Genomic DNA, 21,264 nt, shown 5'->3' with positions numbered 1-21,264 from the left:
TTTGCGGGGCGGAAAGAAAGGGGAGAAATATGGTACGAGCGATAGTGGGCGCCAACTGGGGAGACGAGGGGAAGGGAAAGATTACGGATATGCTCGCCGAGAGCTCGGACATCGTCGTCCGCTTTCAGGGGGGAGCCAATGCCGGACACACCATCATCAATCATTACGGGAGATTTTCCCTGCATCTCCTTCCGAGCGGCGTTTTTTATGAGCATACCACATCCGTGCTCGGAAACGGCGTCGCGCTGGATATTCCGAAGCTGATCGAGGAGCTCGCCGCCTTAGAGGAGGCGGGAGTCCCGAAGCCGAAGCTTCTGGTTTCGGACCGGGCACAGGTCGTGCTGCCCTGCCATAAGCTTCTGGACAGCTATGAGGAGGAGAGGCTCGGCGGGAAGAGCTATGGCTCCACGAGATCCGGCATCGCCCCCTTCTTTTCCGATAAGTTTGCGAAGATCGGGATTCAGACCAATGAGCTTTTCAGCGAAGAGATCCTCGAGGAGCGGATCGCAAAGCTGGTCGAGATCAAGAATTCGCTTCTTAAAACTCTCTACGGGAAGCCTCTCCTCGACCGTGAAGAGCTTCTCATAGAGCTTCGGAAGGAGAGAGAGCTGATCCGCCCCTATCTTTCGGACTGCTCCCGCTTTTTGCGGAAGGCACTGAGAGAGGGAAAGACGGTTCTTCTGGAGGGACAGCTCGGGACGATGAAGGACCCGGACCACGGCATCTATCCGATGGTGACTTCGAGCTCCACCCTCGCCGCCTACGGCGCTGTGGGAGCCGGCATCCCGCCCTATGAGATCCGGGACATCATCGCGGTGACGAAGGCCTATTCTTCCGCTGTGGGAGCCGGTGAATTTGTCTCGGAGCTTTTCGGCGAGGAGGCGGAGGAGCTTCGGAAAAGAGGAGGGGACAAGGGGGAGTACGGCGCGACGACGGGCCGCCCGAGAAGGGTGGGATGGTATGACGCTGTGGCCTCCCGCTATGGCTGTGAGCTCCAGGGAGCCACAGAGGCCGCCCTGACCGTGCTCGACCCGCTCGGCTATCTCCCGGAGATCAAGGTCTGCACCGCCTATGAGATTGACGGAAGCCAAACGAAGGACTTTCCTGTGAGCGCAAAGCTCGGGAGAGCGAAGCCGGTCTACACCGTGCTCCCTGGCTGGGGCTCCGATATCCGCGGGATCCAAAGCTATGACGCGCTCCCGGAGGCCTGCAGAGCCTATGTCGACTTTATCGAAAAGGAAATCGGAGTTCCGATCACGATGGTCTCGAACGGCCCCGGCCGCCATGAAATCCTGAAAAGAACACCGAGACTATAAGCGTGGGAGATCGGCTGAAGCCGAGTCCTTCGCTTCGAAGAAGCGAAGAAAAAGCGTAGAAGTCTGACAGCTGGCTGAAGCCGAGAGAATCGGAGCTCCGCCGGATATTGCCGCCGATCTGCCGCTTTGGCCGTCGAAAAGCAGGCCGTCTGCCGCCCCGGCGCTTAGCGATTTGGTTCTGTAAATCGCTTACGCGCCGCTGGCCGCGGCAGCCGGAGTGAGAGCGTCCTGCGTTAGACGGGCAAACGGCGGATCGAAATACTCCTGACCGAAGCCGGAGCCCGATCGCAGAAGACTGTCACCAGGCAGACTCGGATCGAGAGAGCCCCGCGTTAGACGGGCAAACGGCGGATCGAAACACTCCTGACCGAAGCCGGAGCCCGAGCCCGGAGGCTATCATCAGTCAGACTCGGATCGAGAGAGTTCCGCGCCAGGCGGGCAAACGGCGGATCGAAACGCAAAGGCAGCGGAAAAGCCCGGGCCCGGACAAGGCCCGCGGAAACGAAGTTTATATTGGCGGTGATTTGCCGGACGGCGAATCATCTTCGTTTGGGGGGATCATGGCAAAGAAAGAGATTTCACAGGCAGTTATCCAGCGCCTCCCCAGGTACTACCGCTACCTGGAGGAGCTGATGGAGCAGGGACTGGAGCGGATCTCCTCGAATGAGCTCTCAAAGAGGATGAAGCTCACGGCCTCGCAGATCCGGCAGGACTTAAATAACTTCGGTGGCTTCGGGCAGCAGGGCTACGGATACCGGATTCAAAAGCTCCATGACGAGATCGCAAGGATTCTGAGTCTGGACGAGGAGCACAGCATGATCCTCGTGGGAGCGGGGCATCTGGGACAGGCTCTCGCAAACTACAGCAATTTCCAAAAGAGGGGCTTTCTCCTGCGGGCCGTCTTTGATGTAAAGCCGGAGCTCATCGGAACGGAGGTGGCAGGGCTCAAGGTGCTTCCGATGGAGGAGCTGGAGCGGGCGATCGAGGAGTCAGAGCCGAGGCTCGCCGCCCTCTGCATTCCGAAGGATGCCGCCCTGTCTGTTGCGGAGAGGCTGGTCTCTCTGGGCATCAAGGGGATCTGGAACTTCGCCCCCGTGGATCTGGAGCTTCCGGAGCAGGTGGTCGTCGAAAACGTCCACCTCTCCGAGTCCCTGATGCGGCTCTCCTATCGGATGAGGGAGCTCTCGGAATCATGATTTTGGGGATTGGCTGTGATCTTTTGGAGATCGGGAGGATGGAGCGCCTTCTGAGACGCCGGACAGGGCTCAATAGGATCTTCACAGAGCGGGAGCTCTCCCATGCGGCGGGGAGAAGCGCGGTTCTCGCGGGGGATTTCTGCGTGAAGGAGGCGCTTTCCAAGGCCTTTGGGACGGGACTTTCCGCCTTCTCACTCCCGGAGGTCGAGGTGCTCCGTGACCCCGCCGGAAAGCCCTATGTCGTTCTGTACGGCAGAGCGAGGGCGCTCTATGAGAGGCTTGGCGGAAGGAGAATCCTTGTCTCTATCTCCGATACGAGAGAGCTTGTCATGGCGCAGGCTCTTCTGGAGGGCTGAAAGGAAGGAGGAGGCATGCTGGAGGATACGATAAAGAGCTTCGGGAGCGTTCCGGCCAGACTTCTGAACTCCCACAAGGGGAGCTACGGGAAGCTCCTCATCCTGGCGGGTTCTCCCGGGATGTGCGGCGCGGCCGCGCTCTGTGCGCGGGCGGCCTATCGGAGCGGGACGGGACTTGTGAGAATCGTCACATCGGAGGAGAACCGTATTCCTCTCCAGCTTCTGATCCCCGAGGCGGTGCTCTCCCTCTACCGGGAGCAGGAGGAGCTCGAGGCGCTTTTGGAGCAGGAGTTTCGCTGGGCGGATCTCTGCGTCATGGGGCCGGGGCTCTCTCAGAGCGAGGAGGCCAGAGCCCTCGTGGAGGAGGCGCTCCGTCAGATCCGTATCCCGCTCATCATGGACGCGGATGCGCTGAATATCGTCTCGGAGGACCCGCAGGCGAGGAAGTATCTCTACCGCACTGCGCCGAGCTCCCCGGTACTGCTCACCCCGCATCCGGGAGAGCTCGCCAGGCTGACGGGACGGGAGCTGGAGGAGATCTTGAAGGATCCGATGCGAGTCGGGAGGGTCTTTGCCAGGAGGCATGATCTCCTCCTCATCGTAAAGGGCTCCCACAGCCTCCTCTTTTCGAGGGGGGCGGAGCGCTACTTCCAGAACAGGACGGCATCTCCCGCGCTCTCAAAGGCGGGGAGCGGGGATGTGCTGTGCGGCTGCATCGCCGGGATCTTTGAGATCCTCCGGGCGGAGAAGGGGAGCGGGGAGAGCAGCGCGGCGCTTTTGTACCGCGCGGCAGCTCTCGGGATCTCGGCGCATGTGACTGCGGGGAGACTCGCAGCGGAGCGCTTCGGACAGCACGGCGTTCTCGCGGGAGATACTGCAGATATGCTCGGTCTTGCGTTAGAGGCGGTAAACGCGCCTCCCCGCTGATAGATGCCGGGAATCCTGCCTTCGGATTTTTATCGGAGGCAGCCGCCGAAAGCCGGTATGAAAAAGCATGGCTTTTCCTTTTCCGGCGCGGGGGCGAAAGCGCGGGAGGAAGAGATCGGAAGACGGGAAGAGGGGATTTTTTAATGGAAAGGGATTATGAAGAGATCTACGACAGAAGCTATGCGCTGGTGGATCTCGATATCATCCGGGAAAATGTGAGGAACGCGAGGAAGCTTCTGCCAAAGGACTGCCGTTTCTGCGCGGTTTTGAAGGCGGATGCCTACGGGCACGGAGCCCCCGCCGTGGCTTCCGCGATCGATGATCTTTCGGATTTTTACGCAGTTGCGACGCCGGAGGAGGGGGCGCTCCTCCGCGCCCACGGATTCCAAAAGCCGATTCTCGTCCTCGGCGCGGTCTCGGACCGCGCCTATCCCATACTCCTTGAGAGGAGGATCCGGCCGGCGGTCTTCCTCCTCTCTCAGGCGAAGGCTCTTTCGAAAGCGGCCGGAGAGGCGGGGTGCACGGCCTTACTGCACCTCGCCGTGGATACGGGGATGGGGCGGATCGGTATAGCCTCGGAAGAGGAGGGCTCCGCGGAGCTTGCGCTCTCGATCGCCGCACTTCCGAATCTGAAGGTCGAGGGGATCTTCACCCATTTTTCGACGGCGGATGAGGCGGATAAGGAATTCTCCTTTTTACAGCGGGAACGCTTCCGGCGCTTTTGTGAGAAGCTCTCGGAGAGAGGGCTGTCGATCCCGATCCGGCACTGCGCAAACTCCGCCGGCATCATCGCATCGATCGGGACGGACTTTGATATGGTGAGGGACGGCATCGCTCTCTACGGCATCTATCCCTCCCGCGCGGCAGAGAGCGCACGCCTCCCCTTAAAAGCGGCGCTCTCCTGGTTCGCGAAGGTCTCCGCTGTCCGCAGACTTCCGGCTTCCTCCCCCATATCCTATGGGAGGACCTTCACGACAGAGCGGGAGACGGAGCTTGCGGTCATTCCGCTGGGCTATGGGGACGGCCTGCCTAGGCTTCTCTCCAATCGGGCGGAGGTTTTGATCCGGGGGCGGCGCTGCCCGATCCTCGGCCGGATATGCATGGATCAGTTTATGGCGGATGTGACGGGGCTTGGCGTGCGGCGCGGAGACAGAGTCACTCTGCTCGGGAGGGACGGAGAGGAGGAGATCGGTCTTTATGACTGGGAGAGGCTCGGCGCTTTCCCCTATGAAGTCCTCTGCGGTCTTGGGAAGAGGGTGCCGAGACTCTATCTTCGGGGCGGGGAGCTCGCGGGGAGGAAGGACTGCTTTTCCGAGGAGTACCGGGACTTTTCCGCCTGCTTTTAGCCCGGAAGAGAAATTGCGGAGATGGATCCGCCGCATCAGCTTGCACAGTTTTCAGCAATACAGTCAGGGAGAGGTTTATGTCAGGACATTCAAAGTTTTCGAATATCAAAGCAAAGAAGGAAAAGAACGACGCCGCGAAGGGAAAGATCTTTACCGTCATCGGACACGAGCTCGCGCTCGCCGTGAAGCAGGGCGGCGCGGACCCGGCGAGCAACAGTAAGCTCAGGGATGTCATCGCGAAGGCGAAGGCGAATAATATGCCGAATGATACGATAAACAACGGCATCAAGAAGGCCGCGGGATCACTGGAAAGCGTGAATTTCGAGGAGCTTCAGTACGAGGGCTACGGCGTAAACGGCGTCGCCATCATCGTGAAGGCCCTGACTGACAACAAAAACCGCTCCGCGGCGGACGTGCGCTCTGCCTTTGCGAAGGGGAGGGGATCTCTTGGGACGCAGGGCTCCGTCTCCTTCCTCTTTGATGAAAAGGGGCAGATCATCCTGGACAAGGAAGCCATGGAGGATCTGGACAAGGACTTCGACAGTCTGATGGAGCTTGCGCTCGAGGCCGGGGCGGAGGACATCCGGGAGGAAGAGGACTCCTATGAGATTCTCACCTCTCCGGAGGACTTTTCCTCGGTCCGGGAGGAGCTGGAGAAGCAGGGGATCCCGATGGCGGAGGCCGATATCGTCATGATCCCGCAAAACTATGTCTCTGTGACCGAGGAGGAGGCTGTGAAAAATCTCCGGCGGACACTGGACCTTCTCGAGGAGTCCGACGATGTGCAAAATGTCTATACCAATTGGGAGGAGGAGTAGCGGATGAGAGGGAAGCCTGAGGGGCTAAGAGGAGAGCTCCTCAAGCTTTCTCTCGGGCATGACGCTGAGAGAGTAGTTGCTGTGATAGATCACAAAGCCGGGGGCTGCGCCCGGCACTCTCTTTAACTCCTTTCGGAAGGTGTAGTCCACCTCGACCTTCTGCTCCTTTCTGCGGGAGGAATAGAAGGCGGCCAGGGAGGCGGCCTCCAGGAAGAGGCGGTCCGGGAGCTCCTCGAGGGGCTTTCCCCCGGTTCTTGCGATGACGTGGGAGCCGGGGGAATTCTTTACATGGAACCATAGGTCTCCCCCGTCCGCAAGCTGAAAGCTCAGCTTTTCATTCTGATAATTGTTCCTTCCCACATAGAGCTCATAGCCGTCGGAGGACAGGAAGCGGAGAGGCTTCGCCTTCTCGCTCTCCCGGAGCTTTTTCTTCCCAGGACTCTTCCGGAGAAAGCCGTAGTCCTCCATCTCCTGCCGGATCTCCTGAAGCTCCGCCTCTCCCTCCGAGAGCTCCAGAGCGCTGAGGATGGACTGGAGATGGAGAAGCTCATTTCGGCTTTCCTGAAGCTGCGCACTGAGCTTTTGCTCAGTGCGCTTTTGCTTGTCATATTTTTCAAAGTAGCGCTGCGCGTTTTCGGAGGCCGTGAGATCGCTCCGAAGAGGAACAGAGATCTCCTTTCCGTCATAGAAATTTTCACATCGAAGCTCCGTCTCCCCTCCCTTTAAGGAGTAGCCATAGGTGTGGAGAAGCTCGCCGTAGACGCGGTAGCGCTCCCGGCCCTCCGTGTCCTTCAGCTGCTTTTCCTGGAGGGAGAGCTTCTTTGCGGATCGCTCCAGCAGGGTGGTGAGAAGCTTTCGGAGATCCCCGCTTTTTTGGCGGATTCGGCTCTGCCGGTCCTTTTCCGAATAGAAGCGGCGGATCAGGGCGGAGACGCTTTCTACCCGTTCGAGGCGAAAGCTTTCCTTCCCGGGAGCGGGATCCTCCTCCGGATCGGATGCCCGGCCCTCATAGGAGAAGAGGTAGAGCGCCGAAAAGTCCTTCGCCTCACTGTCCCTTCCTCTTCCCTGGTAGAGGAGACAGGGATCCGGATCCTGCGTGAGAGCTTCCCTTAGCTTCCGATACAGAAGGGAAAGCTTCTCTTTCTCCTGCTCTGAGGCCGGAAGATCCGGGTCGAGCTTTGCCCGGAAGCAAAGCTCCTGGCTGCTCAGAGGACTGAAGCCGGTCAAGCTCCGATAGAGCGCCTGGTAGAGAGGGAGCTCCTCCCGAAGGAGAAGCTCCGAAAGGCGATTTTCCGTGAGAGAGAGCGGATTTTCCTTTCCGGCCTGAGAGGGGATGAAATAGCTTCGGTTTGGGAGAACCTCCCGCACGGAGGACTGAGAGGCGGAGATCCGCCGGATCGCGTCGAGGATCGTGAGATCCTCCCGGAGAAGGATCAGATTGGAATATTTTCCCATGAGCTCCGTGACGAGATAGCGCCTCACGCGGTCTCCGAGCTCATCGAAGCACTCGATCTCAAGGACGATGATCCTCTCAAGCCCCTCCTCGGAGAGGCTTTTTCCCGGCTGATGGATCGAGACGATCGTCCCGTTTCCGATCTGCTTTCTGAGAGACATGCAAAAGCCCGGCGCGATTGCCGGGGCGGGCTTTCCTTCCTCTGTGATGCAGCAGAGAGGGAGAGAGGGATTCACCGAGATCTGAAGACGGAAGCTTTCCTTCTGCCTTCGGATGAGAAGCTGAATCTCGTCTCGCTCCGGCTGTATGATCTTAGAGAGCTTTCCGCCGCAGAGGTATTTCCTGAACTCCTTTACACTGGCAGAGACCATAAATCCATCGTATGCCATAGATTAAATTCCCTTTCTGCCCTTCCGAACTTGAAAATATCAGGACAAGTGCATTATAATCATACTATTATAGTGATTTCACAAATGCTTGGCAAGTGAGCGCAGGAGGGGGGCAGAGGATGGCATTGAGAAGTATGACGGGATTTGGCCGCTCTGAGCAGACGCTTTCCGATATTAGGATCTCCGTGGAATTAAAATCCGTGAACTCCCGTTTCCTGGATCTTAATCTCCGGATGCCGAAGAAATTCAATGCACTGGAGGGAAGGATTCGAAAGAGAGTGAAGGACTATCTCTCCCGGGGCAAGCTGGATCTCTACTTGATGTATGAGGATTTTTCCGTGGAGAGGGGAAAGCTCTGTCTGAACCTCTCCCTCGCAAGGGAGTATTACGCGGCGCTCTCACAGATCGCGGAGGCGCTTTCGATCCGAAATGAACCGCAGGCGAGCCGCATCGCGGAATTTCCGGATGTCCTCCTTCTGACAGAGGAGGAAGGGGACCGGGAGAAGCTCTGGGCGCGCCTGAATCCCTGTCTCACAGAGGCGCTGGAGTCCTTCCTTGAGAACCGGGAGGCGGAGGGAGCAAACCTCGGAGAGGATCTCCTCGCAAAGCTCCGGGAGATGGAGGAAATCGTCCAAAAGATAGAAAAAAGATCCCCGGAGATCGTGCGTCTCCATGAGAGACATCTCCGGGAGAAGCTCAGCGAGCTTCTCAGCGATACGGAGATCGATGAGGGGAGGCTCATGCAGGAGATGGTCCTCTACACGGATAAGCTGTGCACGGATGAGGAGCTCGTCCGCCTTCACAGTCATATCGACAATATGAGGCGGAAGCTCACAGAGGGAGGAACGGTGGGAAGGGAGCTCGACTTCCTCGCGCAGGAGATGAACCGGGAGGCCAATACCGTCCTCTCAAAGGCGAATGACATGCTTGTCTCCGAGGATGCGATTCATCTTAAGACACTCATAGAGAAGATCAGGGAGCAGGTACAGAACCTGGAGTAGAAGAGAGAGAAAACCCAGGCAGAAGAGCTATGTAATCTGGAAGAGAGGGGAAAGCGGAAGGAATGATGGAAAAGGGACTGCTGGTTGTGGTATCCGGCTTCTCCGGCGCCGGAAAGGGCACGATCATGAGGAGGCTGATGGAGCGCTACGACGGCTACGCGCTCTCGATTTCCGCGACGACGAGGGCGCCGAGACCGGGCGAATGCTCGGGGAGAGAGTATTTCTTCGTGGATAAGGACTGCTTCGAGGAGATGATCGACCGGGATGAGCTCGTGGAGTATGCCAAATATGTGGACCATTACTACGGGACGCCCAGAGCCTTCGTGGAGGAGAAGCGGGAGGAGGGAAAGGATGTGATCCTGGAGATCGAGATCCAGGGGGCCCTGAAAATCAAGCAGAAATTCCCGGATGCCATCCTCGTCTTTCTGACCCCTCCCAGTGCGGAGGAGCTGAGAAGGCGCTTAATCGGGAGGGGGACAGAGGAGCTCTCTGCGGTCCACCGGCGACTTATGAGAGCGGTCGCAGAGGCGGACGGCGTCGAAGCCTATGACTATATCCTCGTGAATGAGGATATTGACACCTGTACGGAAAACCTGCATAATCTTATACGCGCTTCCCATGACCGGGCGAGCGCGCATCTCGATATCATCGAGTGCATCAGAAAAGACCTTAGGAGGATCGAAAATGCTGCGGCCAACCTATCATGATTTAATCCATTCCATCAACAGCGGCAGAGAGGACAGAGAGAAGGATGTCGAATCCCGCTACTCGGTGGTCATCGCATCGGCGAAGAGGGCCCGGCAGATCATTGACGGTTCGGAGCCTCTTCTCCCGGGGGAGGAGGGGAAGAAGCCTCTTTCCATCGCGATCGAGGAGATCTCGAAAAATGTCGTGACGATCGAGAGAGGCTCTTTGGAGGAGGACGGCCCGGACTCCCTCCCCACAGGGCAGAGGGATTACGCCTCCTACAGCGCGGAGGAGGATGAGGAGAACGACGGCTTTGAGGACTCCGAGGAGGACGAAGAGGAAAGAGACGAGGAGGACGAGGGCGCGGAGAGCGCTTACGGAGAGGACGACTACGAGTCCGACAGCGAGGCCTGATGAAGCTCTACATGGTCTCGCTGGGCTGCGATAAAAACCGGGTGGACTCCGAGAAGCTGCTCTCCTCCCTCCTCCTGAAGTATCCCGGCTCCTCTGTGACGGATGATCCGGAGGAGGCGGAGCTCGCCATCGTAAACACCTGCTCCTTCATCGGACCCGCGAAGGAGGAGAGCATCCAGACGATCCTCGCCCTTGGGGAGTATAAAAAGACTGCCCGACTGCAAAGGCTGCTTGTCGCCGGCTGCCTCGCGGAACGGTATCGGGAGGAGATCCGGAAGGAGCTCCCGGAGGTGGACGAGGTAATCGGCGTGAGCGACTATCTGAGCAGGCTGGATCTCCAGATGGAGAGGGTCGCAAGCGGGGAGCAGTACAGCGATTATCTTAAGATCGCGGAGGGCTGCGACAAATACTGCAGCTACTGCATCATACCGAAGCTCCGGGGGCATTACCGCTCCATTCCGATGGAGCATCTTCTCCGGGAGGCGGAGCAGCTTTCTCTGAGAGGAGTGAAGGAGCTGAATCTGGTCGCGCAGGAGACTACGCTCTACGGCACGGATCTCTACGGGAGGAAGGCGCTCCCCGAGCTCATACAAAGGCTCTCCGCTGTCGAAGGCATCGAGTGGATCCGGCTGCTCTACTGCTATCCCGAGGAGATCGAGCTTCCGCTCATCCGGGAGATCAGGGATAACGCGAAGCTCTGCCATTACCTGGATCTTCCGATCCAGCATGCCTCGGACCGGATTCTAAGCCGCATGCGCCGGAGAACCAGAGCCTCGGAGCTCCGGGAGAAGATCGCACTTTTACGGAGGGAGATCCCGGACATCACTCTTCGGACGACGCTCATCACGGGCTTTCCCGGGGAGAGCGAGGAGGACTTCCAGGAGCTTCTCGATTTCACAAGGGAGCTCCGCTTCGACCGCCTCGGCGTCTTTCCCTACTCGAGAGAGGAGGGGACCGCGGCGGCAGAGATGGAGGGACAGCTCCCGGAGAAGCTGAAGCGCGAGAGACGGAAAAAGCTTATGGAGCTTCAGCAGGGCATCGCCTTTGAGAAGGCGGAGGAGCAGATCGGAAGGAGGCTCCGCGTCCTGATCACGGCCTATGATCCCGGGGCGAAGCATTATATCGCGCGCTCCTATATGGATGCGCCGGAGATCGACAGCTTCGTCTATGTCAATGCGGGATCCCGGAGGAACCTTTTGGCCGGGGACATGCGGCAGGTCAGGATCACGGGGAGCCGGGGCTATGACCTGATAGGAGAGCTGGATGAATCTACCCAATAAACTGACGCTTTTCAGAGTGCTGCTGGTCCCGGTCTTTGTCTTTCTCCTCCTCTTTCGGGGCGGAGAGGAGATGGGGTTTCGGATCGCGGCGCTCGCCGTGTTTTCTCTCGCCTCCTTCACGGACTTTCTCGACGGACAGATCGCAAGAAGGTATCATCTTGTCACGAATTTCGGGAAGTTCATGGACCCTCTGGCGGATAAGCTTTTAGTCTCCTCCGCTCTCATCTCTATGATTGAGCTCCGGGAGCTTCCCGCCTGGTATGGGATTATCATTATCGCGAGGGAGTTTATCATCTCAGGCTTTCGTCTCGTAGCGGCGGACAAGGGCATTGTGATCGCGGCCTCCTGGTGGGGGAAGTGGAAGACGGTTTCTCAGATGCTTCTCGTGATTCTTCTGATTCTGAATCTCGAGCCGCTCCGGCCTGCGACGGAGCTTTTTCTGTTCCTCGCGCTGGCGCTGACCATAATTTCCCTCTGCGATTATATCCGAAAAAATCTTCATGTGCTGACGGAAGGAGGACTTTGATCTGATGGGAGAGAAGAAGGATAAAAAGGAGCTCAGCCAGCTCCTGGACAGGATCAAGGACAGCCCGATCGAGGAGCAGCTGGTGCAGCTGCTCCGGGAGAGAAAGCTCACCATCACGACGGCGGAGAGCCTGACCGGCGGCCTGGTCGCGGCGGCGCTGACCTCTGTCCCCGGGGCCTCGGACTGCTTCAAGGTCGGCTATATCACCTACTCCAATAAGGCGAAGAGGAAGGTGCTCTCCGTGAAGAAGGATCTCCTCCGGAAGGAGGGGGCCGTCTCCGCGCCGGTGGCCAGAGAGATGGCAATCGGCGCGATGATGGAGTCCGAGGCGGATCTCAGCGTCGCGGTGACGGGGAATGCCGGGCCGGAGGGGATGGAGGATAAGCCGGTGGGACTGGTCTATATCGCGGTCTGTGCCAGGGGAAAGACCCGGGTCGAGGAGTTTCACTTCGAGGGAGATCGGAGAGAGATCCGAGAGCAGACCGTAGAGAAGGCGCTCCTCATGGTAAAAAATACCGTGGTGGAGAAATTTGTATAGCGGATGCGCTTCGCAGAAGAGCTCCGCTTCGGGGCACATGCCAAAAAGCACAGGCGTTATCTCCTGGAGAATATCGAGAAAGGGCGCTTCCAGCCGGGGGCCTTCCTCATCGCGGAGGCCGAGCCGCCGAGGCTCTTTGAGATCTACCCCTCCTACTGGCTTCTGGAGCCGCACTTTAAGGAGCGGGATCTTCTGATCCTGGGGATCGGCTATGGACGCCCGGACACGTTTCGGCTTTTGCAAAAGATGGTGGAGGAACGGCTTTCGCGGGAGGAATAAGGGAAAAGGCGCCGCCCGTCCGGAAGGGAGGAGCGAGACAAGATGCTTATTATAGGGATTCTCCTCGCGGTTCTGAAGACCCTTCTCTTCCTCATCCTCCTTCTTTTTTGCCTGATCCTTCTCCTCCTCCTTCTCCTGCTTCTCTCCCCGTTTTCCTATCGCTTCGAGGCAGCCCGGAGCAAAGAGGGGGAGAATCGCGCCCATTTCTCCGTCCGCTTCCTCTTCGGCCTCTTTCGCTTTTGGGCAGGCTATGAAAGAGAGCTCTCCTTTCAGGCGAAGCTTTTTCTTTTCACCCTGCTGGACAGCGGGGAGGAGAGCCGGGAGGAAATGCCCCGTTCGGGCCCTTCTCCTGATGCATCCGATTCGCCCCGTCCCGCCGCCAGGGGGCTGCGGACTGATTTCTCCCCCGAGAAATCAGAGGGAAGAGCGGAGGAAGGGACAGAGAATAGGACTTGTTCTTCCTCTGATGCATCCGATTCGCTCCCTCCCACCGCCAGAGAGCTGCAGCCCGGCCTTCCCCCTGAGAAACGCGAAGCTGAAATATCAGGGGAAAGAGCGGAGGAAGAAATCGAGCCGCCTCCCGGTCCCGCTCCCGATGATCTGGGGCAGGAGGGGAAAGAAGCGGGGGAGAGGACGCGCGGTCCGGCGGCGGGAGAGAAGGAGAGTTCCAGGGATGGGGTAAAGAGACTCCGTCTTCTCCTTTTGGAAGAAAACAGGGAAGCGCTCCTTAAAATCCTTCGAAAGCTCCGCTCTCTTCTCCGGCACTGGAGGATAAGGAGACTGCGGGGAGAGATCATTTTCGGCATGGAGGACCCTTATCTTCTCGGAAAGCTTCTGGAGCTCCTGAGCTTTTTCTATCCGCTCTACGGGAGGGAGCTCTCCCTGGAGCCTCACTTTGGGGAGAAGCGCCTGGAGGGCTGGATCCATGGAAGGGGACATATCCGCCTGATCCATCTCGTCCTTTTGGGAATCCCGCTTCTCATGGACAGAAGAATCAGAAGACTTGTTTCCGGCGCAGGCGGAGAGAGGGAAAAGCGGGAAGGGAAAGAGATGGAGGAGGGAGAGCCCGGGCGGTCGGAGGGACCGGGATCCCGTGCGGACAGCGCCCGCTCTAAGAGGCGGGGACCCAGGGAGGAAAGAGATGGCGAATGAGAATGTGAAGGAGCTGATGGAGAGCGTTTTCCGGGGACTCGACGGCTTCGTCAATACGAAGACCGTCGTCGGAGAGCCCGTGCAGATTGGGGATGCGACGCTGGTTCCGCTCATCGAGGTGAGCTGCGGCATGGCTTCCGGCGGCTTTCTCCAAAACAGAGACAGGAAAAACGGGACAGCCTCCGCGGCCGCGATGAGCTCAAAGATCACGCCGAGCGCCATGCTCATCATCCAAAACGGCAGGTCGAAGCTCATCCATGTGAAGAGCCAGGACGCGGTCGAAAAGCTGCTCGAGCTGCTCCCGGAGCTTCTGGACCGCTTTACAGGCGGAAGCCAGGTCTCAAAGAGCGCGGAGAAGAAGGCGGAGGACCTCATGAAGGGCGCTGAGCCGGAGATTACGATCGAGGAGCTGGACTAAGTCCGGGGCCGGGATTGCAGGAGGGCGCTCTGAAAAAGGGCTTTTTCGGATAAGAAGAGAGCGAAGCAGCAGGGAGAGCGGCTTTTAATACTTGCAATCTGCGGGGAACTTTGCTATCATAGTTCAGTCGCGTTGAAAGCCGCGAAATCTGCAAAGAGGGAGGTGCAACCATGGCTAAGTGTGCGATTTGTGGGAAGGCAGTTCATTTCGGAAACCAGGTGAGCCATTCACATAGAAGATCCAACAAGATTTGGAGAGCTAATGTCAAGTCGGTCAGAGTAAAGGTAGATGGCGGTACAAAGAAGATGTATGTATGTACTTCCTGCTTGAGATCCGGCAAGGTGGAGCGGGCGATTTCCGGAAGCGCGAAGGCGTGATCGGGGAAGAGAGAGAAATGAGCCGGGGGGCATGGCGAGGGAATCGCATGCCCCCTTTTTGGCGCCCCGCTCCGCTTTTCAGGAGTCCGGACTTGTTGTATAATGGGCGAAAAGACGGACTAGAGGGAGGAAATCTTTATGAAGGCTAAGATCGCTTCGAAAATGGGCGAGATACAGATCTCATCCGATGTCATCGCGACCTACGCGGGAACCACGGCGGTGGGCTGCTTTGGCATTGTGGGCATGGCGAAGCTTTCCATGAGAGAGGGCGGCATCGCGCGTCTGCTCCGCGACGAGAGTCTCAGAAAGGGGATCACCGTCAACATCGTAAACAACGAGATTGATCTCGACTTCCACGTGATTGTCGCCTACGGCGTGAGCATACAGGCGGTCTGCGGCAACCTGACAGAGAGCGTCCGCTATAAGCTGGAGGAATTCACGGGCATGAAGGTGAACCGTGTGAGCGTCTATGTGGAAGGCGTGCGGCTGATCGACTGAGGATGAAGGAGGATAGTTAGCTGTGGGGAATCAGATAAGCGCAGGACAGCTCAAGGAGGCCTTTCTGGCCGGAGCCAGCCTGCTGAATGAGAAAAAGGAGCTCATCAACGAGCTGAACGTCTTCCCGGTCCCGGACGGCGATACCGGAACCAATATGACGATGACGATCCTTTCAGCCGCGAGGGAGGTAGCCGATATCGAGGAGCCTGACATCGAAAATGTCACGAAGGCCATGGCGGGCGGCTCACTTCGCGGCGCGAGAGGAAACTCCGGAGTCATCCTCTCCCAGCTGATCCGCGGCTTCACGAAGGAGCTCAGAGAGAGCGGCGTGATCGACGCTCCGGTCCTCGCGAGAGCCTTCAACCGGGCTGTGGAGACCGCCTACCGCGCCGTCATGAAGCCGAAGGAGGGGACGATCCTGACCGTCGCGAAGGGAGTGGCGGAGCGCATGACGGAGCTCGCTGTCTCCGAGGAGGGACTGATTCCCATTCTGGAAAAGGTGCTGGAGTACGGAGACGAGGTGCTCGAAAAGACACCGGAGCTGCTTCCGGTTTTGAAGGAAGCCGGTGTCGTCGACTCCGGCGGGAAGGGGCTCATGACGGTCCTCTACGGCGCCCTTCTCTCCCTGAAGGGGGAAAAGACGGAGCTTAAGCTGGAACTCGGGGATCCGGGGAGCGGAGAGGGAGCGCCTCTTCCCTCGGGAGAGGGAAGTCGGAGCGGAGAGCTTTCCACAGCGGATATCCGCTTTGGCTATTGTACGGAATTTATGATAAACGGCGAGCACGAGTTCAGAGAAGAGGAGGTGGAGGCACTCCGAAGCTGGCTGGAGGGAGTGGGGGATTCCATCGTCTGCTTCTCCGACGGAAATATCATAAAGGTCCATGTCCACACGAACCACCCCGGAAACGCCTTCGAAAAGGGACTCTCCATGGGTTATCTCTCGAAGATGAAGGTCGACAATATGCGCCTTGAGCATAACGAGAGACTGATCCGGGATGCCTCGAGGATCGCTGCGATGCAGAGCCTCGAGAGGGAAAAGGCAGAGGAGGAAGCGGAGGAGAAGGACTTTGCCTTTCTCGCCGTCTGTGCCGGAGAGGGGCTCTCGGAGGTCTTTAAAGGGATCGGAGCGGACAGAATCATCTCCGGGGGACAGACGATGAATCCGTCCACGGAGGACATCCTGAAGGCCGCAGAGGGACTCAGAGCAAAGCATATCTTTATCCTTCCGAACAATAAAAACATCGTCCTCGCGGCCAATCAGGCGGCGGCTCTCTCGGAGGGAGGGGAGCTCCATGTGATTCCCTCTCTGACGATCCCCCAGGGGATCAGCGCGATGATCGCCTTCAGCCCGGACATGGGGGTGGAGGAGAACGAGAAGGCGATGAAGGAGGCCATGTCTAAGGTCAGCTCTGCCGAAGTCACCTATGCGGTGCGGAACACGGTCATCGAGGGGAGGGCCATCGCGGAGGGAAACATCATCTGCATCGGAGACCGGGGACTGCTCTCGGTTTCAGAGACGGTGCAGGAGGCCGTTTCCGAAGCTCTGAACGCTATGCTAAGACCGGATTCCGAGATCATCACCCTCTACTACGGAGAGGATGTGCGGGAGGAGGAGGCGGAGCAGCTTGCCAAAAAGCTGCGGGAAGAGCATCCGGAGCAGGAGCTTGAGCTTCAGCCCGGGGGACAGCCCGTCTACTATTATTTCATCTCGGTGGAATAAGAATAAGGCTGGGATTTCACCCCGCCCAAATGGGAAGGGCATCGCTGTAAAAGTTCAGAGGGCTTTTCTCGGAGAGAGGGAGAAGCCGGCAGGGAAAGCCGGCGGCTTCCTGGATTTTGACGAAGGAAAAGGAAGCCATGGCTACGGCGATCGCAGGATAAGCGGTATAAGAGAGGAAAGACCGGGAGGAGCACAGACTGCGGCGGAAGGCAGAGGGGATATTTTCTTCTGCTTCCGCCCGCCGGGGAAAGGGAATCGGGATGGAGCTTCAGCTTCTGAAGGGGGTCGGGCCGAAAACGGAGGAGATCTTCCGAAGGCTCGGAATTCATTCGGCAGAGGAGCTCCTCTTTTATTTTCCGACGGATTATCTCCTCTACCCGCCGCTCCGCGCGGTGTCTGAGCTCAGAGAGGGGGAGAGGGAGGCGGTCTATGCCTCTCTTTTGGGGGATGCCAGGCTGTTTCGGGGAAACGGGCTCGTGACGCTCACGGTCTCCGCCGGGGATCTGTCCGGAAGGCTCTTTCTCCGCTGGTTTCATTCCCCTTTTCTGAAAAAAAGACTTCGCGCGGGAGAGAGCTTCGTCTTTTACGGGAGAGTTTCCCGCTTCCGGGGAAGGCTTTTCATGGAGCAGCCGAAGCTTTTTTCGAGGGAGGAGTATAAGAAGATGCAGGGCGTCCCGGAGCCGGTCTATCCGAAGAGCGCGGGACTCTCCGGACAGACGATCCGAAAGGCGGTCCGGGCGGCTCTTCTCCACTTCTCTGAGGATCCCTCTCTTCTTCATGCCTTTGACTTTATCCCGGAGACTCTCCGAAGGAGGCGGGATCTCCCCGGGCTCTATGAGAGCCTTTCCGCCGTTCACTGCCCCGGGAGCGAGGAGGAAGCGCTTCTTGCGAGGGAGCGCTTTTCCTACGAGGAGCTTTTGCTTTTTTCTCTCGCGCTCTTAAGGAGGAAGCGGGAGCGGAGCGGAGAAAGAAGCCGCTTTCTCCTCACAGAGAGGGAGGAGGCGGAGCGCTTCCTGTATTCCCTCCCCTTTTCTCTCACGGAGGGGCAGAGGGAAGCGATCCGGGAGATCGAAGGGGAGCTCTCCGGCGGCTTTGTGATGAACCGCCTTTTGCAGGGAGATGTGGGATCGGGGAAGACCGTCGTCGCCTTTTACGCTCTCTTCCTCGCGGCCTCCTCCGGCTTCCAGGCGGCCATGATGGCGCCGACAGAGCTCCTCGCCCGCCAGCACTATGAGAAGCTCAGGGAGATACTGGAGAAGCTTTCTCTCCCCTGGGAGGCAGCGCTTCTCACCGGCTCTTTGAGCCGGGGGGAGAAGAGAGAGCTTTGCCGGAGGATAGAGGAGGGAGAGCTGAGACTCATCCTCGGGACCCATGCGCTCTTTCAGGAGGGGATTCATTATCCGGCCCTCTCCCTCGTCGTGACGGACGAGCAGCAGCGCTTCGGTGTCCTGCAGAGGAAGGCCCTCTCGGAAAAGGGGAGCCGGCCTCACATCCTTCTCCTCTCCGCGACACCGATCCCGCGGACCCTCTCCCTCCTCCTCTATCAGGATATGCAGGTCTCCCGCATCCCCGGGCGCCCGGCAGAGCGCCTTCCGGTAAAGAATGCGCTGATCGGCGCGGGAGAGCGGGGAAAGGCGTGGCGATTTCTCGCGGGGGAGTGCAGAAAGGGGCGGCAGGCCTATATCATCTGCCCGATGATCGAGGATAACGGAGAGCCGGAGCTTCAGAATGTCTCGGAATATCAGCGTAAGCTCCGGGCCTTTCTGCCGGAGGGATTCCGGATCGAGGGGCTCCACGGGAGGATGAGAGCGGAGGAAAAGGAGCGGATCATGGAGAGCTTTCTCCGACGCGAGATCGACATCCTCGTATCCACCACTGTCGTCGAGGTCGGTGTCGATGTCCCGAATGCCAGCGTAATTTTGATCGAGAATGCCGAGCGCTTCGGGCTCGCCCAGCTCCATCAGCTCCGCGGAAGAGTGGGACGATCTGCCCTTCAGAGCTACTGCATCCTGCTGGACTGCAAAAACTCGAAGAAGTCGAGGGAGCGCCTCTCCGTCCTTGTCCGCTCAAACGACGGCTTTTGGATCGCGGAGGAGGATCTCAGGCTCCGCGGACCGGGAGAGCTCTTCGGGATCCGTCAGTCCGGAGCGCTGCAGTTTCGCTTTGCGGATATCTACCGGGACAAAGAGCTCTGGAAGGAAGCCTCCCGGGACGCTGCGGAGATCCTGGAGGAGGATCCGGGGCTCTCGGAGAAACGGAATGAAAAACTTCGGAAAAGGCTCTTTGGCTTTGAAGAGGCGGGAGAGGTGCTGTGAAATCCTGTTTCGGACCGACATACGGCCTGTTTCGAATCGGCAGACGGCCTGTTTTCGGATCGACATACGGCAGGGCGGAGGAGAGGACAGTATGGCAGTGCGGGAAACAGACAGAGGGATGGGAATCGCAGCGGAAAAGAGAGGGCGGACTGGCTCTTTGGGCAGTGACAGGGAATGAGGTCAAATATGAGAGTGATTGCAGGGAGCGCGAGGCGCATGAATCTTCGGACGGTGGATTCCATGGATACGAGGCCGACCACGGACCGCATCAAGGAGACCCTTTTTAATATGATTCAGTTTGATGTCCCCGGGACCGAGGTCCTGGATCTCTTTGCGGGATCGGGAGGAATCGGCATCGAGGCTCTTTCGAGAGGGGCGAAGCGGGCCGTTTTCTGCGACAACAGAAAGGAGGCCGTCTCCTGCATTCAGGAAAATCTCGTCCGCACCCATCTCATGGACCAGGCCGAGCTGATCTTCGGGGACTACGCAGCCGCTCTGGAGAAGCTTAAAAGACGGGACTATCACTTCGGCCTGGTTTTTCTGGATCCGCCCTACGGCCAGGGACTTTGTGAGAGGGCACTGCAGCGGCTTTCCGGGAAAGAGTATGTGGACGGAAGGACGGTCTTTATCCTGGAATGCGCTCTTAAGGAGGGGGCGGAGCTCTGGGAGGCGGAGCACTATGAGCTCATCCGGGAGAAGTGCTATAAGACGAATAAGCATGTCTTTCTCCGTCTGAGAGAGGAGCGGCCATGAGGATTGCGCTCTATCCGGGATCCTTCGATCCTGTGACCTTCGGGCACCTGGATATTATCGAGAGAAGCGCGAAAATTTTTGACAGACTTTTTGTGGGGGTGCTCGTGAACAGCGTAAAAACCCCGTTGTTTTCTATGGAAGAACGTGTTAGAATGATTAGCGTTCTGATAAAAGGACTTAAAAATGTTGAGGTGCGCTCCTTTTCGGGGCTCACCGTGGATTATGCGAGAAGTCTCGGCGCCACGGTCATCGTCCGCGGGCTCCGCGCGGTGACGGACTTTGAGTATGAGCTTCAGCTCGCACAGACGAATAAGGTCATGGCGGCCGACATCGATACCGTTTTTTTGACGACAAACTTAAAATATTCCTATCTGAGTTCCAGCACCGTGAAGGAGATCGCCTCCTACGGCGGGGACATCCGTCCCTTTGTGCCGGAGAATGTGATTCGGGAAATTCATCGGAAGCTGGGGACGGATTTTATCGCAGAATAAAGGCAGAGGGTGAGGAGAAGATGAGCAGAATTGAGCAGTTGATTGGAGAAATCGAGGAATACATTGACAGCTGTAAATATCAGCCTCTTTCCAATACCAAGATCCTTGTGAACAAGGAGGAGATGGAGGAGCTTCTCGTAGAGCTTCGCCTCCGGGTCCCCGACGAGATCAAGAAGTATCAGAAAATCATCTCTCAGCAGGAGGCGATCATTGCGGACGCGAAAAATCAGGCGGACAGCATGATCACCGACGCAAAGCTCCAGACCGAGGAGATGGTATCCGACAATGAGATCATGCAGCAGGCCTATGCGAAGGCCAATGAGCTGATGCAGCAGGCGCAGGCGCAGGCGGAGAGCATCGTAAACAGCGCGATGACGGACGCGGACAATATCCGCTCCAATGCGATTCAGTATACCGATGAGATGCTGGCGAGCCTGGAGACGATCATCGGGCGCTCGATCGATGACGCGCAGACCCGCTACGACGGGCTGCTCTCCTCCCTGAAGAGCTCTCAGGAGATCGTGCTCTCCAATCGCGCAGAGCTCTCCCAGGCCTTTATGCCGCAGCAGCAGGCGCAGCCGGGACAGGGCGCGGATGCTTCGGAGGGAGGACCCTTGCAGATTCCGCAATAAGCTTTCTGAGCGGCCCTATGACAGCGCTCTGAATGGACGGATCTGAATCGACTAGATTGAATATAAAAGCCGTTCGCGCCGCATCGTCGGCGGGAACGGATATTTGCGTCCCTGCCTTTCCGCTTCCTGTCCGGAAAAGCCACTGAATGATGGCGGGGGATGTGCGGGGCAGCCGGTCTCGAATTTATGGGGACGAAGAGCATGAAATCTTACGAAAGGGATTGACAAAGCGGGACGGATGGAGTAAGATAGCCCATGTCGCAGCAAGAGAAAAGAAAATCGGCTGCGGCGGGGAAAAGGCGATGCGTGGCTCAGCTTGGTAGAGCGCTGCGTTCGGGACGCAGAGGCCGCTGGTTCGAATCCAGTCGCATCGATCTGAGAG

At 58.2% G+C, this 21,264-nt stretch carries 23 protein-coding genes and 1 tRNA gene; 23 read left to right on the top strand and 1 reads right to left on the bottom strand.

The features are described 5' to 3' along the window. The first annotated feature begins 29 nt into the window (after positions 1-29). The 6 genes from HMPREF1986_RS01445 (at position 30) to HMPREF1986_RS01420 (ending at position 5,959) form a co-directional block, all read left to right on the top strand. On the top strand, positions 30-1,316 hold the full coding sequence (locus HMPREF1986_RS01445) for an adenylosuccinate synthase (RefSeq protein WP_021772938.1): 1,287 nt from the start codon (positions 30-32) through the stop codon (positions 1,314-1,316). A 560-nt stretch (positions 1,317-1,876) separates the two neighbouring features. Further along, entirely contained in the window at positions 1,877-2,512 is a 636-nt protein-coding gene (locus HMPREF1986_RS01440) for a redox-sensing transcriptional repressor Rex (RefSeq protein WP_021772937.1), read from the top strand. Then, positions 2,509-2,868 (top strand): holo-ACP synthase, encoded by a 360-nt coding sequence (gene acpS / locus HMPREF1986_RS01435; protein ID WP_021772936.1) that lies wholly within the window; start codon positions 2,509-2,511, stop codon positions 2,866-2,868. The genes HMPREF1986_RS01440 and acpS overlap by 4 nt, the downstream gene beginning before the upstream one ends. Positions 2,869-2,883: 15 nt before the next feature. Continuing rightward, a complete protein-coding gene (locus tag HMPREF1986_RS01430; protein WP_021772935.1) occupies positions 2,884-3,795 on the top strand; it encodes an NAD(P)H-hydrate dehydratase in 912 nt (303 codons plus the stop codon). A 143-nt stretch (positions 3,796-3,938) separates the two neighbouring features. Beyond that, positions 3,939-5,141, top strand: a complete 1,203-nt coding sequence (gene alr, locus HMPREF1986_RS01425; RefSeq protein WP_021772933.1) for an alanine racemase — start codon at positions 3,939-3,941, stop codon at positions 5,139-5,141. 77 nt (positions 5,142-5,218) lie between these two features. Continuing rightward, complete coding sequence (locus HMPREF1986_RS01420; protein ID WP_009215195.1) at positions 5,219-5,959, top strand: YebC/PmpR family DNA-binding transcriptional regulator; 741 nt, start codon at positions 5,219-5,221, stop codon at positions 5,957-5,959. 24 nt (positions 5,960-5,983) lie between these two features. Here HMPREF1986_RS01420 and HMPREF1986_RS01415 read toward each other — a convergent pair whose 3' ends face one another. Continuing rightward, positions 5,984-7,801 (bottom strand): Rqc2 family fibronectin-binding protein, encoded by a 1,818-nt coding sequence (locus tag HMPREF1986_RS01415; protein ID WP_021772932.1) that lies wholly within the window; start codon positions 7,799-7,801, stop codon positions 5,984-5,986. A gap of 119 nt (positions 7,802-7,920) precedes the next feature. Here HMPREF1986_RS01415 and HMPREF1986_RS01410 point away from each other — a divergent pair, with 119 nt between their 5' ends. The 17 genes from HMPREF1986_RS01410 to HMPREF1986_RS01330 all read left to right on the top strand — a co-directional run bounded on the left by HMPREF1986_RS01410 (position 7,921) and on the right by HMPREF1986_RS01330 (position 21,256). Beyond that, the gene (locus tag HMPREF1986_RS01410; RefSeq protein WP_036598732.1) at positions 7,921-8,802 is read left to right on the top strand and encodes a YicC/YloC family endoribonuclease; all 882 of its coding nucleotides are present in this window, start codon (positions 7,921-7,923) and stop codon (positions 8,800-8,802) included. 62 nt (positions 8,803-8,864) lie between these two features. Beyond that, positions 8,865-9,509: a guanylate kinase gene (gmk, locus tag HMPREF1986_RS01405; RefSeq protein ID WP_021772930.1), complete on the top strand. Its 645-nt coding sequence runs from the start codon at positions 8,865-8,867 to the stop codon at positions 9,507-9,509. Beyond that, positions 9,487-9,903 carry a DNA-directed RNA polymerase subunit omega gene (gene rpoZ, locus HMPREF1986_RS01400; protein ID WP_021772929.1) on the top strand — a complete coding sequence of 139 codons (417 nt, stop codon included), beginning with the start codon at positions 9,487-9,489 and terminating at the stop codon, positions 9,901-9,903. The genes gmk and rpoZ overlap by 23 nt, the downstream gene beginning before the upstream one ends. Then, on the top strand, positions 9,903-11,183 hold the full coding sequence (rimO, locus tag HMPREF1986_RS01395; RefSeq protein ID WP_021772928.1) for a 30S ribosomal protein S12 methylthiotransferase RimO: 1,281 nt from the start codon (positions 9,903-9,905) through the stop codon (positions 11,181-11,183). Before rpoZ ends, rimO begins: the two co-directional genes overlap by 1 nt. Continuing rightward, complete coding sequence (gene pgsA, locus HMPREF1986_RS01390) at positions 11,167-11,709, top strand: CDP-diacylglycerol--glycerol-3-phosphate 3-phosphatidyltransferase (RefSeq protein ID WP_009215201.1); 543 nt, start codon at positions 11,167-11,169, stop codon at positions 11,707-11,709. Before rimO ends, pgsA begins: the two co-directional genes overlap by 17 nt. A gap of 4 nt (positions 11,710-11,713) precedes the next feature. Beyond that, positions 11,714-12,247 (top strand): CinA family protein, encoded by a 534-nt coding sequence (locus HMPREF1986_RS01385; protein WP_009215202.1) that lies wholly within the window; start codon positions 11,714-11,716, stop codon positions 12,245-12,247. Between the two features lie 3 nt (positions 12,248-12,250). After that, the gene (locus HMPREF1986_RS01380; protein WP_021772927.1) at positions 12,251-12,526 is read left to right on the top strand and encodes a hypothetical protein; all 276 of its coding nucleotides are present in this window, start codon (positions 12,251-12,253) and stop codon (positions 12,524-12,526) included. Positions 12,527-12,568: 42 nt separating this feature from the next. Further along, positions 12,569-13,678, top strand: coding sequence for a hypothetical protein (locus HMPREF1986_RS01375; RefSeq protein WP_021772926.1), 1,110 nt, complete (start codon positions 12,569-12,571; stop codon positions 13,676-13,678). Further along, positions 13,668-14,096, top strand: coding sequence for a GerW family sporulation protein (locus HMPREF1986_RS01370; protein ID WP_009215205.1), 429 nt, complete (start codon positions 13,668-13,670; stop codon positions 14,094-14,096). The genes HMPREF1986_RS01375 and HMPREF1986_RS01370 overlap by 11 nt, the downstream gene beginning before the upstream one ends. Positions 14,097-14,266: 170 nt before the next feature. Further along, entirely contained in the window at positions 14,267-14,473 is a 207-nt protein-coding gene (rpmB, locus tag HMPREF1986_RS12755; protein ID WP_081443163.1) for a 50S ribosomal protein L28, read from the top strand. Between the two features lie 138 nt (positions 14,474-14,611). Further along, positions 14,612-14,971 carry an Asp23/Gls24 family envelope stress response protein gene (locus HMPREF1986_RS01360; protein WP_009215207.1) on the top strand — a complete coding sequence of 120 codons (360 nt, stop codon included), beginning with the start codon at positions 14,612-14,614 and terminating at the stop codon, positions 14,969-14,971. 22 nt (positions 14,972-14,993) lie between these two features. Then, the gene (locus HMPREF1986_RS01355) at positions 14,994-16,691 is read left to right on the top strand and encodes a DAK2 domain-containing protein (protein WP_021772925.1); all 1,698 of its coding nucleotides are present in this window, start codon (positions 14,994-14,996) and stop codon (positions 16,689-16,691) included. Between the two features lie 197 nt (positions 16,692-16,888). Next, entirely contained in the window at positions 16,889-19,006 is a 2,118-nt protein-coding gene (gene recG, locus HMPREF1986_RS01350) for an ATP-dependent DNA helicase RecG (RefSeq protein ID WP_330365107.1), read from the top strand. 186 nt (positions 19,007-19,192) lie between these two features. Continuing rightward, on the top strand, positions 19,193-19,759 hold the full coding sequence (rsmD, locus tag HMPREF1986_RS01345; protein ID WP_021772921.1) for a 16S rRNA (guanine(966)-N(2))-methyltransferase RsmD: 567 nt from the start codon (positions 19,193-19,195) through the stop codon (positions 19,757-19,759). Then, positions 19,756-20,250, top strand: a complete 495-nt coding sequence (gene coaD, locus HMPREF1986_RS01340) for a pantetheine-phosphate adenylyltransferase (protein WP_021772920.1) — start codon at positions 19,756-19,758, stop codon at positions 20,248-20,250. The genes rsmD and coaD overlap by 4 nt, the downstream gene beginning before the upstream one ends. 20 nt (positions 20,251-20,270) lie before the next feature. Continuing rightward, the gene (locus HMPREF1986_RS01335) at positions 20,271-20,882 is read left to right on the top strand and encodes an HrpE/YscL family type III secretion apparatus protein (RefSeq protein ID WP_009215215.1); all 612 of its coding nucleotides are present in this window, start codon (positions 20,271-20,273) and stop codon (positions 20,880-20,882) included. A gap of 300 nt (positions 20,883-21,182) precedes the next feature. Beyond that, positions 21,183-21,256 (top strand) — tRNA-Pro (locus HMPREF1986_RS01330). Positions 21,257-21,264: the final 8 nt, after the last annotated feature.

The organism is Oribacterium sp. oral taxon 078 str. F0263 (genome assembly GCF_000469565.1).
GTDB lineage: Bacteria > Bacillota > Clostridia > Lachnospirales > Lachnospiraceae > Oribacterium.
Note: the sequence above shows the minus strand (reverse complement) of the source record. Positions and strands in the feature narration are given on the sequence as shown.